Source organism: Aureliella helgolandensis (genome assembly GCF_007752135.1).
In the GTDB taxonomy this organism is placed as follows: domain Bacteria; phylum Planctomycetota; class Planctomycetia; order Pirellulales; family Pirellulaceae; genus Aureliella; species Aureliella helgolandensis.
Window position 1 is genome coordinate 1198419 of record NZ_CP036298.1, and the last position, 15432, is coordinate 1213850.

Here is a 15432-nt window from a genome sequence, read left to right on the forward strand (position 1 = left end):
TCCGGCCACTTCCGTGGCAGGCTGGAAGCTTGTGAACAGGACGAATCGTACGAAACAGGCTTGCGTGGTCCGACCACTTTCATGGATGGGGAGAGTGCGCGAGCTGAGATTGTCGGCTGTTGGTGCGGCAAGCTAGGGATGGCTGCCTCCAGCACAACGACTCTACCGCAGCTACTTCGATCCTCAAATTTCTACCGGGTCCGATCCATTGCTCGCATTTTCACTCCCGCGCTCCGTATAATGTGTTTGGCAGGCTAGGGCAACTTTCAGAGGATTTCTTAAAGCTTGGTCGCACCAGCTTGTCGAATCAGATGCTTTTCGTTTGCGCCAGGTTGGGTAAGCCGACATGTTGGGGAGTTGGGATTCGCTTGTGCCTTGGGCACGCGACGAGCTGACTTTGCACCAAGCCGTAAGTGTCCACGAATGCTGTTATTCCAATTCATCTAACCGAAATAATCTAGCAATGAGATTCCAGCTGTTTCGTCTCTTCGTAATGAGTTGTTCACTCGCAAGCCTGGTGGCCTGTGCCCCGGAATCGGGGCCCCCTGCCTCTGCCGAACCTGAGGATGCGGCAACGGAACAGTCGGCAGCGATGCCGAACGGTCCTCCCGTAATTCAGGCTCAACAAGCGCTGGCGGGAGTCGGTAAGAGAGGGCAGAGTCTGAAGAATGAATCGGGCATTGCCAAGATTATCACTGGTCCAGCCTCCGCGCTGTTCAACGTCGAGCAGAAGGCCGTGCTGGAGTTTCAAATCCCCCCCGCCATTAATATGTTTAAGGCGACTGAGGGACGTTTCCCAAATTCTCATGAAGAATTCATGCAGAAAATTGTAAAAGCCAACAGCCTCCAGTTGCCTGAATTGCCAGAAGGGGCCGTCTACAAGTTCAATTCGGAAAAGGGAGAACTTTGGGTTTACCCTGAGGATCAAGTACCAGAGTGAACTCGCGTGCTCACTGTTCTGAGGTGTGTCTCAATTGTCTAGGGAGATGAAGGTTATGTTGCGTTATCTATTTCTGTGTACAGCGGTACTGGGGTGGCTGCTCAGCGACGAGGGGAGCCTCCGAGCGCAAGAAACCGCTCCCGTCGTCAGCCAAACGGGTGCAAGACCTCTTGGGGTGGTTACGGATAAGACGCTGATCGATGATGTTGATTCTCAGCAGATGAGATTTGAGAAGTTTTCCAAGCTACTGACAGGCACGAAGTTGGTAGGGCACTTTACCATCGATGGGAAACCGTTGGACGAACTCAAGCAGGAAACCTACCTGATTTCTTCGGTGGAAAAATTAGAGGAGGGGGACAAGTGGGTTGTGAACGCACAAATTAAGTACGGTCAGTATGACTTAACCGTACCGGTGCCACTGGATGTGAAGTGGGCCGGCAGTACACCCGTGATGGTGTTGGACAATATCGCCATCCCGACGCTGGGGACATTTTCAGCGCGAGTCTTGTTTCACGGTGACAAATACACCGGTACTTGGCAGCATGACCAAGTGGGGGGGCACCTCTTTGGACGGCTCGAGTTTGCCGAAAAATAGCGTTTGTTAAGAAAGAAATCGTGACACTGGGGGAAGTTATCTCCAGCATTGATTTCATAGCCCAAGACGGTGGCATGCATGCCCCGGAAAATGGTTTGAAAGCAGCCAACCGTGTTCGGGCCCTGGGCAACTTCCACCACTTCGCTTCCGAAGTGTGTTGGGAGGCTGTCCGATGCAGCAAATTGTAGAATTCGTAGAGGGAGCTTTCGCGATCGATACCGACTGTCCAATCCAAGAGGAACGCCAGCAATTTTACTCCGATGTATTGCTGGGGTTGGCAAGCCCTTCGAAATACATCAGTAGCAAGTATTTGTACGACGCGCAGGGGTCGGCGCTGTTTGATCAGATCTGCGAGGTCGAAGAGTATTACCCCACTCGTACCGAACGCCTCATCATGTCGCAGTACACTAGCCAAATGGCTGATTGCATTGGGACGCAGGCGGTGTTGGTGGAATTAGGAAGTGGTAGCAGTATTAAAACTCGCGTGCTGCTTGATAGCCTGAAGCAGCCCCGCGCCTACGTGCCAGTTGATGTCTCCCGGGAGCATTTACTGCAGACCGTAGAAGGGTTGGAGCGGGATTACCCCGGCTTGCAAGTCCAGCCCATCGTGGCCGATTTTACTCAGCAATTCGAGCTTCCCGATTCAATCGCGGAGGAGAACGTGACCGTTTTCTTTCCCGGTTCAACTATCGGTAATTTAAGTGCCCTCGATGCCCAACGCTTGCTCCATCAATTGACGAAATTGCAGCACCGCCGACTGGGATTGCTCATCGGCTTTGACCTGGTGAAGGACGTACGCGTTTTGGAAGCCGCGTATAACGATGCCGCTGCAGTCTCCGACGCATTTACTCTCAATGTTCTGCACCGCATCAATCGCGAATTGGGAGGCAGTTTTGATGTCAAGCAGTTCGAACACCACGCGTTCTTTAATCCCGAGTTTTCAAGGATCGAGATTTATCTGGTCAGCCTGTGTGAGCAGTCGGTGCAGGTCGGTGATCGCGTGTTTCAGCTGGGGGAAGGCGAACGGATCTTAACCGAATATTCCCACAAGTATTCCGTCGAACAGTTCTCCGAAATGGCAACGACGGCGGGATTCGAAATGCAACACGTTTGGACCGACTCGCAAGACTATTTTGCCGTTGCTTATCTCGAAGCCTAATTGTTTTATCCCCCTCAGGCCGGTACCCGTGACAGCTACGCCTCACAGCTCTCTTCAAATCGATGCGCCGCAAGCGAGTGGTGACCAGCCACCGTCTGCGAGCAAGTGTTTCGGCGAACAATTTCAGCGCATCCGCCAGTTGAGCCTGGAAATTGCCGCTCCTCTGTCGGTCGAGGACTGCGCCATGCAGTCGATGCCTGATGTGAGTCCCACCCGCTGGCATCTGGCTCACACGACTTGGTTCTTTGAGACCTTTCTACTCAAGTCGACCAGCGGCTATCAAGCATTCGACGATAGTTTCGAATACCTGTTTAACTCTTACTACAATGCCATCGGGCAGCAGTTTCCTCGCCATCGTCGAGGCCAGATTTCCCGTCCTGGTTTGTCTCAGACGATCGACTATCGAACGTATGTTGATGAACGCGTGGTGCAATTGCTCACGAGCGGCTCAACCCTGACACCCGAACAGGAAACGATCCTGGAGCTAGGCTTGCAGCACGAGCAGCAGCACCAAGAGTTGATGTTGACCGACATTAAGCATGTGCTGTTCCATAATCCACTTTACCCAGCCTACAATTCTGCCTCTGTGGGGCCGGAGGCGGGGGAGTTGCCGTGCCTGGAAAGTGCGAATTCAATGGAATGGTTGGAGTTTCCAGAGCATGTTGCTGAAATAGGGTTTCAGCATAATGGGCTTCAGCACAATGGGTTTAGCTTTGACAATGAAATGCCACGGCACCGGACTCTGCTGCTGTCTCACGCGTTGTCCAAGCGGTTGGTGACGAACGCAGAGTATGTGCGGTTTATCGAGGATGGTGGATACCGCCGTCCGGAATTATGGTTATCTCTGGGCTGGAGTACCGTCCAAGAACAGCAATGGGATGCTCCCTTGTACTGGTTGCGCGACGCTGGCGAATGGCAGCAGTATCGCATGGATGGAGTTCATGCGATGGACTGGCAGGCTCCGGTGTGCCACGTCAGTTATTTTGAAGCTGACGCCTACGCCCGCTGGAGTGGCCATCGTCTGCCGACCGAGTTCGAGTGGGAGGCTGCCACGGTAGCCAATGCTGCTTCAAACGCGAAAGCTTCCGAGACAGCGAGGCGCTTTGCAGATCAATTGATAGCCGCTGGGCAGGTTGTCCATCCGCGGGCAGAGGGACCGAGTCAATCCGCCAATTGGATGGGCAACGTGTGGCAATGGACGAGCAGCCAGTACACGGCCTATCCTGGATACCAACCTACCTCTGGAGCGTTAGGTGAGTACAACGGCAAGTTCATGTGCAATCAATTCGTGCTCCGCGGCGGGTCGTGTGCAACCTCGTCCGACCATATTCGTCCGACCTACCGGAACTTCTTTCCGCCCGATGCACGCTGGCAATTTTCAGGGATCCGCCTGGCTCGCTAGATGAGGGCACAAGCTTCCTCGGTCTGCCACCCGGCGAAGAGGGAGGAGCAGGTTCGGGCGGTAGTGAATATTCAGGATGATTGGAGAGTGTCGCCACGGGAATACGTACGCGGTGCCCCGGTTTGCATCCGGCTCGGGGCGTCCCGTGTGGACTACGCCAGTAAAACGTTGCTCGCGCTGTCGTCCAATGGTAGACTCAGAACTAATGTCGCTCGATTGCATTAAATTGACTTGCTATTCAGTCCCGCGAGGCACGACGCACTCACGCCCACTACGGCCCATGCGTTACGGCCCCAGGCGATTGCGAGTCCGTTCCTTATTGCCGATCAGTGATCCATACTTCCCCGGGTGCTGTAATCCGAGTGCGCGCCCTAACCTGTCCGTGGAGTGTTTATGCAGGCACGTCCTCGAATATCGATTCGTAGAATCTTGTTGGGCACGGTGCTGACAGCGATACCGATCTCCTACTTTGGCATCGTGGGCGGTAGCGGAATCGTGATCTCAACAGCTATTGCAATCCCACTGCTGATCATCTGTCTGATCGCTGATCAAAGCCAAGTTGAATCGATGATCGGCATTTTCGCGTGCGCCGCTTTGGGATGGTTCGCTGGTTCTCTACTACCATCGATGGGGATTCGTGAATTTCAATTAAACAGCACCTCTTGTGCTGGAGTTGGATGTGTCCTTGGCCTGGTATGGAGTGAATCACTCTATGCTCGCAAGCGACAGGAATCTTAAGCCAGCACTTGGCAGACGCAGACCGTGAGAGAAGATCCTGTGCCTACCGTGCAATGCGCTCCGTTTTGTACCTCTGTGCACCCCAGGCTAGGATTAGCTCCGGGAACGAGCAGCGTGTCGTTTATCCGCGGGAATGAAGATGCCGTCGGTATTGAGCGGATGGAATCCTGAGGAGGCTGGCTAGCTAGACAAGGCTCTCAGCGGGATTGAGTGTGGTCCACACGCAACGGGCTGGCTACCTCGAGACCGCTCGGCTTAGGAGTTGAACACAGCCCTTTGAGTTCGTCTCAGTACCGTTGACTTGCCGAGAAGCATTGGCTATGCGGACAGCAAGGTTCGGCCCTACTGCTCAGCAAAGGCGCACGAAAAAAACCTTGATTGCTTAACTGCAACCAAGGCTTTAGGATGTTTTGAACCCTGTAATCGGGCAAGTTAGCGCGATGGCTGACTTTTACTTCTTCTTCTCGACGTGAATCGTGTGCTTGCGCAGGCGTGGGCAAAACTTCTTGATGCGAAGCTTCTCGCCACCTGTTCGACGTCGGAGGGTGTAGTTGTATTCACCGCTCTCTTCGCACACGAGATGAACAATTTCTCTCTTCTTACCCTTGGCCATTGCAGCACTCTTTCGATTCTTCTCGGACTAACTCGATCTTCGTGTATTGGAGACGGTTTTCTCGACGTGAGCTGGGGGCTCAATCGCCTAGTTTGCGTCGCTGGACTCTGGAGCTGACTCGGTTTCTGCAGCAGGAGCTGTTTCGCCACCGAAGTCAGGCTTTTCGCTGCGAGCGATCACGCGATCATTCTTGCCCACAAACTCCAAGATGGCGCGAGTACCGGCATCACCGAGTCGTGGAGTCGCCAAACGCATGATACGGGTGTAACCACCCGGGCGATCGGCGAAGCGGTCGGCCAAATCGTTGCACAGGATCGATACCGCCAGTTTATCACGCAGCATTTGAAACAGGCGACGTCGAGCGGTGACCGAAGCAGCATTGGCTGCAACCCACTGGCCGTACTTCTCACTCTTGCGCCAGCTCTTCCACTCGTCGGAATTGCGTTCAGCTTGAGTGCCGAATTCGGCCGCAGCAGCTAATTCTGCGACGCGTCCCTTGCGGGCAATGGTGATGCATTTCTCGACCATGGGACGCACTTCCTTGGCCTTCGCCAGGGTTGTGATAATCCGTCCCTTGACCTTAGGTGCGTTCGCTTCCAGCTCCGAATCAGGACGCTCGGTTAATACGAGCGCCGTGGTGAGGCTTTTCAGTAATGCTTTTCTGTGGCTCGGTGAACGACCGAGAACTCTACCGTGACGTTTGTGTCGCATGGCGGTGAACCGTTAAGACGATATGTGTATTGTGGTTTATCGAAAGGCTTGCGCAGATGGGAGACGCATGCCCAGGTGTAGGCCGAGTGTTGCGAGTTTATCGCGAACTTCGGTCAGTGTTGTTTCGCCGAAATTACGGATTTCAAGCAGTTGATCTTCGTTGCGCTGGACCAGCTCACGGATCGAATGGATCCCTTCGCTCTCCAGGCAATTCCCAGCCCGGACACTCAGTCGCAGGTCGGCAACGGACATGTTCAGTTTGGCTTCCAACTGAGCTTCTGCTGATCCAGGACCACCGCGGGCGGTGGCGTGGACTTGCTTTCCAAGCTCGGTGTACTGAACGAATGGATTGAGGTGCTTGCGGAAAATCTTAGCCGCTTCCACGAGTGCCATTTCTGGCCCGATCGATCCGTCTGTCCAGACTTCTAGATTGAGTCGATCGTAGTTGGTCTTCTGACCAACGCGTGTCTCTTCGATTTCGTAGCGAACGCGGACAACGGGGCTGAACACCGCGTCGACGGGAATGATGCCGATTTCGTGGTCTCTGGTGCTGTGCTCTGAGGAGGGAACGTAGCCACGACCGTTTTCGACGACCATCTCCATTACGAACGGGACGTCTTCGGTCAACGTCGCCAGCACATGGTGCTTGTTGATGATCTCCACGTCGCCATCGGTCTCAACGTCCGCACCGGTGATTACACCAGCGGTAGTGCGTTCTACCGTAATGACGCGAGTCGAATCGCTGTGGTTCTTGACCACCAGGGCTTTAACGTTGAGCACGATATCGGTCATGTCTTCCAACACGCCGGGAATCGATGTGAACTCGTGCTGAGCACCGCGAACTTTGATTTGCGTAATGGCACTACCTTCCAAGCTGGACAGCAGTACTCGACGCAGGCTGTTGCCGACCGTCGTGCCGAAGCCGCGTTCGAAGGGTTCAGCCACGAACTTGCCATAGGTAGGCGATAGGGTGTGCTGATCTGCATGAACGGCACTAGGAAGCTCAAGTCCACGCCATTTGATATGCATGTTGTGATTCCTGAATAGTATGCGGTGTTGGGAAGCGAAAGCGGTAGTTGGGGCGAGCGACTAGATGGCGAGAATACCTTCTCGCCAGAGAGCCAACCGGAGCCTACACGCGACGACGCTTACGGGGGCGGCAACCATTGTGAGGAATGGGAGTCACATCTTCGATGAACTTGACGGTCATGCCAGCAGTTTGCAGGGCGGTGATCGCACTTTCACGACCAGAGCCTGGACCCTTGACGCGAACTTCGAGCTCTTTGACTCCGAACTTGGCAGCCTTTTCAGCAGCTTGTTGCGCAGCGACTTGGCCGGCAAACGGAGTGCTCTTACGGCTTCCCTTAAAACCACAGGTACCGGAGCTTGCCCAGCATAGGGTGTCGCCTTTGGTATCGGTGATCGTAACGGTCGTGTTATTGAACGAAGAACGGATGTGGGCAATACCCATTGCCACGTTACGACGTTGTTTGCGACGTTTAACCTTCGCCACTGCAAAACCTCTTCAGCACAAACTGACTAATTCGAAATTGAATCTAAACTGCCCGCGGCAGCGATTGATGTTCTCTCACCAGGGCAGTGCATCCTAAATGCAAACCCCGCGTTGGGCAGCGCCCACCAGTCTCCACAACCTCGCATGAGCCCCCATTGCCGGAGACTCACAGGTGCGGTTGGACTAGCGCAAGTCCTTGACGCCCTTCTTACCAGCGACCGTCTTACGCGGACCCTTGCGGGTGCGAGCATTCGTTCGAGTGCGCTGGCCGCGAACGGGAAGGCTGCTACGGTGACGCATGCCACGGTAGCACTTCACTTCGCGAAGTCGATTGATGTTTTGGCTTAGCTGACGACGCAGCGGACCTTCGACGGTGTAATCACGCTCGAGCATCGTGGATAGACGACTTAGTTCGTCCTCATCCAAGTCACGAGCAGATTTATCAGGGTCGATTGAATTTTTTACGCAAACTTCCCGTGCGACACGTGGACCCACACCATAGATGTAGGTTAGCGAGATCGCGACTTTCTTTTCGTTGGGAATGTCCACACCGAGTAAACGCGGCACGGAGAGCTCCTTAGCAATGAATCGTAAGTGTCAATAGTGACTATATTGTCAATGTCTGGGGCACGGCCCACAAACGATATTGATTAAACTGTGCACTCGGGGGATGAGCCACTCAAGTGCCAACTCGGGGGAACCGAGCATTGTAATGCACAAAACGTCAACCCGACAAGCCGTAAAAGGTTGATCGAATGTCTAGTTTTGTGCGGTTCGATGTTCCTGGATGGCAATTTGGATTGCCTGGAACACTTTTTCTGGGGCTTGCATCCCATCTACTGTCACGAGCTGCTGTCGCTGCCCGTAGTAGTCTAGGAGTGGAGCTGTCTGTTCCTGGTAGACGAGCAACCTACGTTGGATCGTCTCAATGTTGTCGTCTGCTCGATCCTCTGTCTCGGCTCGCCGCAAAAGTCGGTTGACCAGCATTTCCGGATCGACCGTTAAGGCAAGCACGACATCTACTTGATCGAAGCTGCGGGCCAGGTGCTCGTCCAGCAGTTGAGCTTGCACCAGCGTCCTTGGAAATCCATCGAACAGGCAGCCATGCCTGCAATCCGCTTCGTTCAACCGCTCAGCGACGATCCGCATTACCAGATGGTCTGGAGCAAGGTTGCCCGCATTCAAATTCCGAGCGATCCATCGCGTCAGGGCTGTGTCCTGTTGCATTACTTCTCGCAGCATGTCGCCGGTCGATAGCTGGGGGATTCCCAACCAAGACAGCAGCAGCTTTGCTTGAGTCCCTTTACCTGCACCAGGCGGGCCGATAAAGATAATGCGCATGACTCGCAAGCCTTTAGGTGCGTCGGGCGGATGTCCTGAGCTCGCGAGCCGGTCTCCGAACCGCCGTGCTAGGCAGTGCGTGGAGAGGGCCACCGCGGACGAGTCATTGGAAGACTCGCCTTCCGCTTAGGATTCCAGCAGTCCTTTGTAATTTCGCATCAACAAGTGATTGTCGATTTTTTGAATTAGGTCAAACGCTACACTAACTGCGATCAGCAGGCCCGTACCTCCGTAGAACGATGCTACCGAGAAGGGGACGCCGAGTTGAATATTCACAATAATGGGGACGATGGCCACCACTGCCAGGAAGGCTGCTCCGACGTAGGTGATCCGAATCATCACTTTCTCAAGGTAGTCCGCAGTACGCTTACCTGGCCGATAGCCGGGGATAAACGTTCCGTGATCCTTCAGGTTCTCTGACATCTCCTTGGGGTTGAACGTGATGGACGTCCAGAAGTAGCAGAAGAAGAAGATCATGGCGACGTACAGGATGATGTAGCTCAACGATTGTCCGCTTTGGAAGGCACTCGCCAAAGAGGCGAAGAACTGAGCCAAGGTCGGATTGCTAAACCAGGTCTGCATGACCCCGAACAGAAGTCCCGGAAGCATCAGCAGGCTGCTGGCGAAGATGATCGGCATCACACCGGCTTGATTGATTCGCAGTGGCAGGAACTGTTTGGTTCCGCCATACACGCGGCGTCCGCGAACGTGCTTCGCACTCTGCGTTTGGATGCGTCTTTGCCCGAGGGTGATAAAGACCACACCAAAGACAACCGCCACAAACAGTGCCGCCAGCACGATCAGTTTATCGGGACCGATTTCCCCAGAGGAACCACTCAACTGTGTTGTCATGTTGTTCTGGAGTTCTAGCATCGCCTTAGGCATCTGAGCCAAAATGCTCGCCATGATCAGCAGGCTGATACCGTTGCCGATACCGTATTCATCGATCTGTTCCCCGAGCCACATCAAAAAGACGGTGCCACAGGTCATGATTGCGATGGCGGTCAGCTGCCAACCGAAGTGCAGTGTTGAGGTGCCCGGATAGCAGAACTGGGAGGCCACCATATCTGGATTGCTCATCACCACGTAGTGGAGATAGACATAGCTTTGAATAATGCACAGAACAACGGTCAAATACCGTGTGTACTCGGTGATTTTCCGCATCCCGGTTTGCCCCTCTTTGCGGAGCTGTTCGATCGGTTTCCACACGCTGCCGAGCAGCTGGAACACGATCGAGGCCGAGATATAGGGCATAATGCCCAGCCCGAAGATGGTGACTTCGCGCAGGTCGGTCGCGGCAAACACGGAGAATCGTTCCAGGAACGAATCTAGTTGGTTACCGGCTCCCGAGCCAACGTTGACCATTGGCAGGCGGATTTGATAGCCGATGCGATAGACGCCGAGCAGCGCGAGGGTCAAAAGGATCTTCTGACGCAGCTCGGGAATCGTAAAGATCACCCTTAGTTTTTCTAACATCGACACCACTCCTCAGCGAGCGACAGATTCCATCCGTCCGGTTTACTTCTTGTTCTGGGCCAAATCGGCCACTCGTTGCTTGGGAGTACGCTTGGGAGCTAGGACAGTTACGCTACCACCGGCAGCAGTAATCTTTTCCTTAGCCGACGCACTGAAGCGATGGGCAGACACCTTCAAGGCTTTGTCGACTTCACCGTCGGCCAGAATCTTGATTTCGTCGTGGACCTTTTTAACGATCCCCTTAGCTTTCAGCGTTTCAGGAGTGATCTCCTCACCCGCTTCATACAGGGCCGACAAATCTCCTACGTTAACCGCAATGACGGTAAGTGCGTAGCGATTGAAGAAGCCTCGCTTGGGCAAGCGTCGCACCATCGGCAAGTCTTCGCCGACTTTACCTGGGTGGCGCGAGGATCCAGCTCGAGACTTCTGACCGTCTTGACCACGACCGGAGGTTTTACCTTGTCCAGTACCATTACCACGACCCAAACGTCGGGTTTTGCGATGCTTGGTAATTCCTGAATTGACTTCGCTTAATCTCATGACAGTGTCACTCCCCGCAGTCGCTCGATATCTTCGCGAGTTCGCAGCTGCTCTAGAGCGTTAAAGGTAGCTTTGACTAATACAGATGGATTGTTAGAGCTGAAGCTCTTGGTCAGGATATCTTTGATCCCAGCGGCTTCGCACACGGCTCGCACGGCGGGACCAGCGATGATACCAGTACCGGGGTTAGCTGGTAGCAGGATGACCTTCGCGGCGCCGAAGCGACCGATTACGGAGTGAGGGATTGAGCCACCCACGATGGGGACATCTACCACTTCGCGGTTGGCTTGCTTTTGAGCCTTCTGAACGCTGGGAGGCACTTCGTTGGCCTTGCCGTATCCATAGCCGACTCGGCCCTTGCCGTCACCGACCACCACGAGCGCGGCGAAGCTAAATCGACGTCCACCTTTGACCACCGCGGCACAGCGCTTGATCTTAAGGACACGCTCGATGGAGCCATCTCCGGATTGTTCGTTCACTTTAGCCACGAATTAGGCACTCCCGATATTTTACAGCTCGACCAAATGTCTTTGAATGAATAATTACGCAATTGGTGACGGCTTGTTGGTCACCGATCTCAAATCTTTAGAATTCGAGACCCGCTTCTCGCGCTGCTTCGGCGAAGGCGGCTACGCGACCATGGTAGCGACAGCTACCGCGATCGAGTCGAACGGCCTTGATTCCGGCAGCGGTAGCACGCTGGGCGATGAGTTTACCGACTTTGGTAGCAGCTTCACAGTTGCTGCCGTAGCTCACGCCAGCATCCGCATCCTTGGAGGATGCACTGGCGAGGGTTCGGCCCGATTCGTCGTCGATCAGCTGGCAGTAAAAGTGCTTGAGCGTACGATTAACGCACAAGCGTGGTCGACCAGCATCGCCGCGAACTTTGTTCCGCACTCGGAATTCACGGCGTTCACGCTGGTTGTTGATGATTTTCTTAAGCTTCACGACGCACCCGTCAGTATCGCAATTGAATTGAAATGTCTTGGGACGATTTTTAAGTAGCCGACTTACCTGGCTTGAGCTTGATCTGCTCGCCTTGGTAGCGGATGCCCTTACCCTTGTAAGGCTCTGGTTTGCGGAGCGAGCGAACTTCGGCAGCGAATTGGCCGACTTTCTGCTTGTCGCAACCGCGGACCACGATGTGGGTTTGGTCTGGGCAGGTCACATCGAGTGCATCTGGGATGACCTTCTTCAGCTCATTGGCGTAGCCAACTCGCAGTTGAAGCTGCTTACCCTGGACAGCACAGATGTAGCCCACGCCGACGACTTCGAGTTTCTTCTCGTAGCCGTCTTTGACACCAACAATCATGTTGTTAATGATTGCTCGGGTAAGACCGTGCAGCTCACGAGCGGTACGCTCGTCAGTATCACGACCCACCGTAACTGATTTTCCATCTTCATCAACTGCAACTGTAACCTCGGGGCGATGCTGGAACTCCAGCTTACCCTTGGGACCTTCGACGGCAATCACTCGATCAGCAATGCTGACCTTGACACCATCGACTACAGAAACAGGCTTTTTACCGATACGCGACATGGCTAAGCCACTTCAAATAATGATCTTCTACGAATTATTTCAATTTGGTACAGTGCGGGCGAGCTAAGCGACTGCCTAGCAGACTTCGCAAAGTACTTCGCCGCCGATATTTTGTTGTCGAGCTTCGCGATCGCTCACGAACCCCTGACTGGTGCTGATAATCGAAATTCCCAGCCCGTTGAGAACGGGACGTAAGTCACGGCTCTTGCTAAATACGCGCCGCCCGGGTCTGCTCACTCGTCGGATCGTTTGGATGACTCGCTCACCGTTGGGGCCGTATTTCAACTCAATTCTGAGTTGTTTCACAGGCTCCGCATCGATTACAGCGTAGTCCCAAATGTATCCTTCACGCTTCAGCACTTCGGCCACGCCTACCTTCACTTTCGATGATGGCATGTCAACGTGTTGGCGTTCAACTCGTACCGCATTGCGGATTTGAGTGAGCATGTCAGCGATAGGATCAGTCATCATCGCGGTATCATTTCCTTTTCAACTTATGGGCCAGGTTGATGGCTGCCATTTTTAGGGTGAACGACCAGCGTGCGTCACCCCATGAAAGTACCTATTTGGGGAGAACTACCAGCTTGCCTTGCGAACGCCGGGGATAACCCCTTGGTCCGCTAGCTTACGGAAACAAATTCGGCAAATCCCAAACTTGCGATATACAGCACGTGGTCGACCGCACAACTTACAGCGGTTTTCACGACGGACTGCAAACTTAGGGGGGCGGTTTGCTTTCGCTATTTTACTTTTGCTTGCCACGGGAGAGTTGTCCGTGTTAATCCAATTGGTGAAACTAAAAACTCGACGCTAGTTGAAGCAGCTTAGCTGCCTGCGGGCGTTTGGGCAGCTCGGAATGGCATTCCGAACTTTTCCAACAACAGCAGACCATGCTCATTCGACTTGGCGCTCGTCACAATAGTGATGTTCATGCCTTGCGGCTTCGTGTACTTGTCGGGGTTTAATTCCGGGAACACGAGTTGTTCGGTCAGGCTCAAGCTGTAGTTGCCGCTGCCATCAAAGGCTTTACGGCTGACACCGCGAAAGTCACGAACTCGGGGAAGGACGATGCTAATCAGTCGATCCAGGAATTCATACATGCGTTGTCGGCGTAGGGTTACCTTACAGCCGATGGGCATGCCTTCTCGAAGCTTGAATCCAGCGATCGATTTGCGAGCCAACGTTTGTACTGGACGCTGTCCAGCAATGTCGGTCATCGCGTCGAAAGCCAATTCCAAATTTTTCTTATCCGCGACTGCTGATCCAACACCCATATTGATGATGATCTTAGTCACACGTGGAATCGCCATTGGGTTTTCGATGCCCAATTGCTCAGCCAGCTGTTGACGGATTTCGTCTAGATAACGTTCTTGCAACCGTGGGGCCATTGCCGCGGGTTCCTAAATCCAAATTCTCTGAATCGAAATGTCTACGTGGGGTCGTCTGCCAGCGATTACTGCTGAGCGTACCGAGCCTTGGCAGGCGAAATAACACCGAGCGACGCACCACTCTTCTTTGCGAAGCGCTCTTTACTACCATCCTTCAAGTACCGTACTCCGACTCGCGTCCGCTTGCCGGTTTGAGGGCACAGTAGCATCACGTTGCTGGCGTCAATGGGCATCTCTTTACTCAGACGTCCACCCTGCGGATTTTTCCCGCTGCGTTTAACGTGTTTGTAAACCTTATTGACTCCCTCGACGATCACGCGACTGTTCTCGCGGTCCACCTTCAGGACTTTACCAGAAGTGCCTTTGTCAGCACCGCTAATTACTAGCACTTCGTCTTGTTCGCGAAACAACATCTTTATTTCCTCGTGCCCAACCTAAAATGCTAGCAATCAAACTACTTCGTTGGCCAAGCTGACAATCTTCATGAATTTACGTTCGCGTAGCTCACGGGCCACAGCACCGAAGATCCGCGTACCACGTGGGTTGGCATCTTTGTCCACCAGTACGACCGCGTTGCTGTCGAAGCGGATATAGCTTCCGTCCACGCGTCGAGTCGGCTGCTTGCAGCGTACGACTACGGCTCGCACGATCGATTTCTTTTTGACTTCACTACCAGCCTGCACGGCTTTCACCGAGCAGATGATGACGTCGCCGATGCCTGCATAGCGACGCCGGCTTCCGCCGAGCACCTTAATGCACATCACTTCTTTTGCACCGCTGTTGTCTGCTACGGCGAGTCGTGTTTCTTGTTGAATCATGGCTTCACTGGAACCAAATTGTTACGTCAAGTAATTTGAAGGGGTCGCGAGGCGGACTGTTTATTCAGCCGCAGCTTGACCTTCTTCACCGGACAGTTTTTCGATAGTCTCAGACTGTTCATCCGAGTGTGCTCGGCGGGCTGCACGCAGGGCCGCCAAGTCGACTTCTTTGCTCTTTTCGATGACTCGCACCAAGTTCCATCGCTTGAGACGACTCAGTGGACGACACTCTTGGATCTCGACAGTATCACCGACAGCGGAATCGTTGTTTTCGTCATGTACGTGACACACTGTCCGACGCTTGATGTACTTGCCATACTTGGCATGTTTCACCGTGCGATCGATTTCCACGCGTCGTGTTTTGGATGCCTTGTCGCTCGTGACGACCCCAACTAGAACTGTCGCTGACATATTCGCTCTACTAGTCTATTTCAAAAGTAAGTTCAGGAGGCCGAGCTGGCGGAGGCACGTTCTGTTTGGAGCGTACGCACACGGGCAATCAACCTTCGATTTCGACGGACCTCGGAAGGAGCGTCGAGTTTCTCTGTCTGCGCCTGGATACGTAGGCGAAACAACTGAGTTGCTGCGTCCTTAGCAGTTAGGTCCAACTGCTCGTCACTCATTTCTCGCAATTCACTGATCTTCATCGTATTATCAC

General features: G+C 53.7%; 23 protein-coding genes. 5 read left to right on the forward strand and 18 right to left on the reverse strand.

Annotated features, from left to right (window positions below; genetic code table 11):
- Positions 1 to 463: 463 nt before the first annotated feature.
- The 5 genes from Q31a_RS04110 to Q31a_RS04130 all read left to right on the forward strand — a co-directional run bounded on the left by Q31a_RS04110 (position 464) and on the right by Q31a_RS04130 (position 4834).
- Positions 464 to 940, forward strand: coding sequence for a hypothetical protein (locus tag Q31a_RS04110; RefSeq protein ID WP_145074393.1), 477 nt, complete (start codon positions 464 to 466; stop codon positions 938 to 940).
- A gap of 55 nt (positions 941 to 995) precedes the next feature.
- Positions 996 to 1535, forward strand: a complete 540-nt coding sequence (locus Q31a_RS04115; protein ID WP_231691060.1) for a hypothetical protein — start codon at positions 996 to 998, stop codon at positions 1533 to 1535.
- A 172-nt stretch (positions 1536 to 1707) separates the two neighbouring features.
- Positions 1708 to 2694, forward strand: coding sequence for an L-histidine N(alpha)-methyltransferase (gene egtD, locus Q31a_RS04120; protein ID WP_145074396.1), 987 nt, complete (start codon positions 1708 to 1710; stop codon positions 2692 to 2694).
- Between the two features lie 28 nt (positions 2695 to 2722).
- Positions 2723 to 4096, forward strand: a complete 1374-nt coding sequence (egtB, locus tag Q31a_RS04125) for an ergothioneine biosynthesis protein EgtB (RefSeq protein WP_231691061.1) — start codon at positions 2723 to 2725, stop codon at positions 4094 to 4096.
- 393 nt (positions 4097 to 4489) lie between these two features.
- Positions 4490 to 4834, forward strand: coding sequence for a hypothetical protein (locus tag Q31a_RS04130; protein WP_197356187.1), 345 nt, complete (start codon positions 4490 to 4492; stop codon positions 4832 to 4834).
- Between the two features lie 451 nt (positions 4835 to 5285).
- On the opposite strand, the gene rpmG is transcribed toward Q31a_RS04130, so the two are convergent.
- From rpmG to rpmC, 18 genes are all read right to left on the reverse strand, one after another.
- The gene (rpmG, locus tag Q31a_RS04135; RefSeq protein ID WP_145074402.1) at positions 5286 to 5447 is read right to left on the reverse strand and encodes a 50S ribosomal protein L33; all 162 of its coding nucleotides are present in this window, start codon (positions 5445 to 5447) and stop codon (positions 5286 to 5288) included.
- A gap of 87 nt (positions 5448 to 5534) precedes the next feature.
- Positions 5535 to 6158 carry a bL17 family ribosomal protein gene (locus tag Q31a_RS04140; RefSeq protein WP_145074405.1) on the reverse strand — a complete coding sequence of 208 codons (624 nt, stop codon included), beginning with the start codon at positions 6156 to 6158 and terminating at the stop codon, positions 5535 to 5537.
- A gap of 36 nt (positions 6159 to 6194) precedes the next feature.
- Positions 6195 to 7187, reverse strand: a complete 993-nt coding sequence (locus tag Q31a_RS04145) for a DNA-directed RNA polymerase subunit alpha (protein WP_145074408.1) — start codon at positions 7185 to 7187, stop codon at positions 6195 to 6197.
- A gap of 103 nt (positions 7188 to 7290) precedes the next feature.
- Complete coding sequence (rpsK, locus tag Q31a_RS04150; RefSeq protein WP_145074411.1) at positions 7291 to 7671, reverse strand: 30S ribosomal protein S11; 381 nt, start codon at positions 7669 to 7671, stop codon at positions 7291 to 7293.
- A 183-nt stretch (positions 7672 to 7854) separates the two neighbouring features.
- Entirely contained in the window at positions 7855 to 8238 is a 384-nt protein-coding gene (gene rpsM / locus Q31a_RS04155) for a 30S ribosomal protein S13 (protein WP_145074414.1), read from the reverse strand.
- A gap of 192 nt (positions 8239 to 8430) precedes the next feature.
- Entirely contained in the window at positions 8431 to 9012 is a 582-nt protein-coding gene (locus Q31a_RS04160; RefSeq protein WP_145074417.1) for an adenylate kinase, read from the reverse strand.
- Positions 9013 to 9138: 126 nt separating this feature from the next.
- On the reverse strand, positions 9139 to 10488 hold the full coding sequence (gene secY / locus Q31a_RS04165; RefSeq protein ID WP_145074420.1) for a preprotein translocase subunit SecY: 1350 nt from the start codon (positions 10486 to 10488) through the stop codon (positions 9139 to 9141).
- 42 nt (positions 10489 to 10530) lie between these two features.
- The gene (gene rplO / locus Q31a_RS04170; RefSeq protein ID WP_145074423.1) at positions 10531 to 11028 is read right to left on the reverse strand and encodes a 50S ribosomal protein L15; all 498 of its coding nucleotides are present in this window, start codon (positions 11026 to 11028) and stop codon (positions 10531 to 10533) included.
- A complete protein-coding gene (gene rpsE / locus Q31a_RS04175; protein ID WP_145074427.1) occupies positions 11025 to 11516 on the reverse strand; it encodes a 30S ribosomal protein S5 in 492 nt (163 codons plus the stop codon). Before rpsE ends, rplO begins: the two co-directional genes overlap by 4 nt.
- A gap of 97 nt (positions 11517 to 11613) precedes the next feature.
- Positions 11614 to 11976 (reverse strand): 50S ribosomal protein L18, encoded by a 363-nt coding sequence (gene rplR / locus Q31a_RS04180; protein WP_145074430.1) that lies wholly within the window; start codon positions 11974 to 11976, stop codon positions 11614 to 11616.
- A 49-nt stretch (positions 11977 to 12025) separates the two neighbouring features.
- Complete coding sequence (gene rplF / locus Q31a_RS04185; RefSeq protein ID WP_145074433.1) at positions 12026 to 12568, reverse strand: 50S ribosomal protein L6; 543 nt, start codon at positions 12566 to 12568, stop codon at positions 12026 to 12028.
- A 75-nt stretch (positions 12569 to 12643) separates the two neighbouring features.
- On the reverse strand, positions 12644 to 13039 hold the full coding sequence (rpsH, locus tag Q31a_RS04190; protein ID WP_145074436.1) for a 30S ribosomal protein S8: 396 nt from the start codon (positions 13037 to 13039) through the stop codon (positions 12644 to 12646).
- 105 nt (positions 13040 to 13144) lie between these two features.
- Complete coding sequence (locus Q31a_RS04195; RefSeq protein ID WP_145074440.1) at positions 13145 to 13330, reverse strand: type Z 30S ribosomal protein S14; 186 nt, start codon at positions 13328 to 13330, stop codon at positions 13145 to 13147.
- A 62-nt stretch (positions 13331 to 13392) separates the two neighbouring features.
- On the reverse strand, positions 13393 to 13956 hold the full coding sequence (gene rplE, locus Q31a_RS04200; protein WP_145074443.1) for a 50S ribosomal protein L5: 564 nt from the start codon (positions 13954 to 13956) through the stop codon (positions 13393 to 13395).
- A gap of 65 nt (positions 13957 to 14021) precedes the next feature.
- Positions 14022 to 14369 (reverse strand): 50S ribosomal protein L24, encoded by a 348-nt coding sequence (gene rplX / locus Q31a_RS04205; RefSeq protein WP_145074446.1) that lies wholly within the window; start codon positions 14367 to 14369, stop codon positions 14022 to 14024.
- Positions 14370 to 14405: 36 nt separating this feature from the next.
- Complete coding sequence (gene rplN, locus Q31a_RS04210; RefSeq protein WP_145074449.1) at positions 14406 to 14774, reverse strand: 50S ribosomal protein L14; 369 nt, start codon at positions 14772 to 14774, stop codon at positions 14406 to 14408.
- 60 nt (positions 14775 to 14834) lie between these two features.
- Complete coding sequence (gene rpsQ, locus Q31a_RS04215; protein ID WP_145074452.1) at positions 14835 to 15185, reverse strand: 30S ribosomal protein S17; 351 nt, start codon at positions 15183 to 15185, stop codon at positions 14835 to 14837.
- Between the two features lie 32 nt (positions 15186 to 15217).
- The gene (gene rpmC / locus Q31a_RS04220; RefSeq protein WP_145074455.1) at positions 15218 to 15421 is read right to left on the reverse strand and encodes a 50S ribosomal protein L29; all 204 of its coding nucleotides are present in this window, start codon (positions 15419 to 15421) and stop codon (positions 15218 to 15220) included.
- Positions 15422 to 15432: the final 11 nt, after the last annotated feature.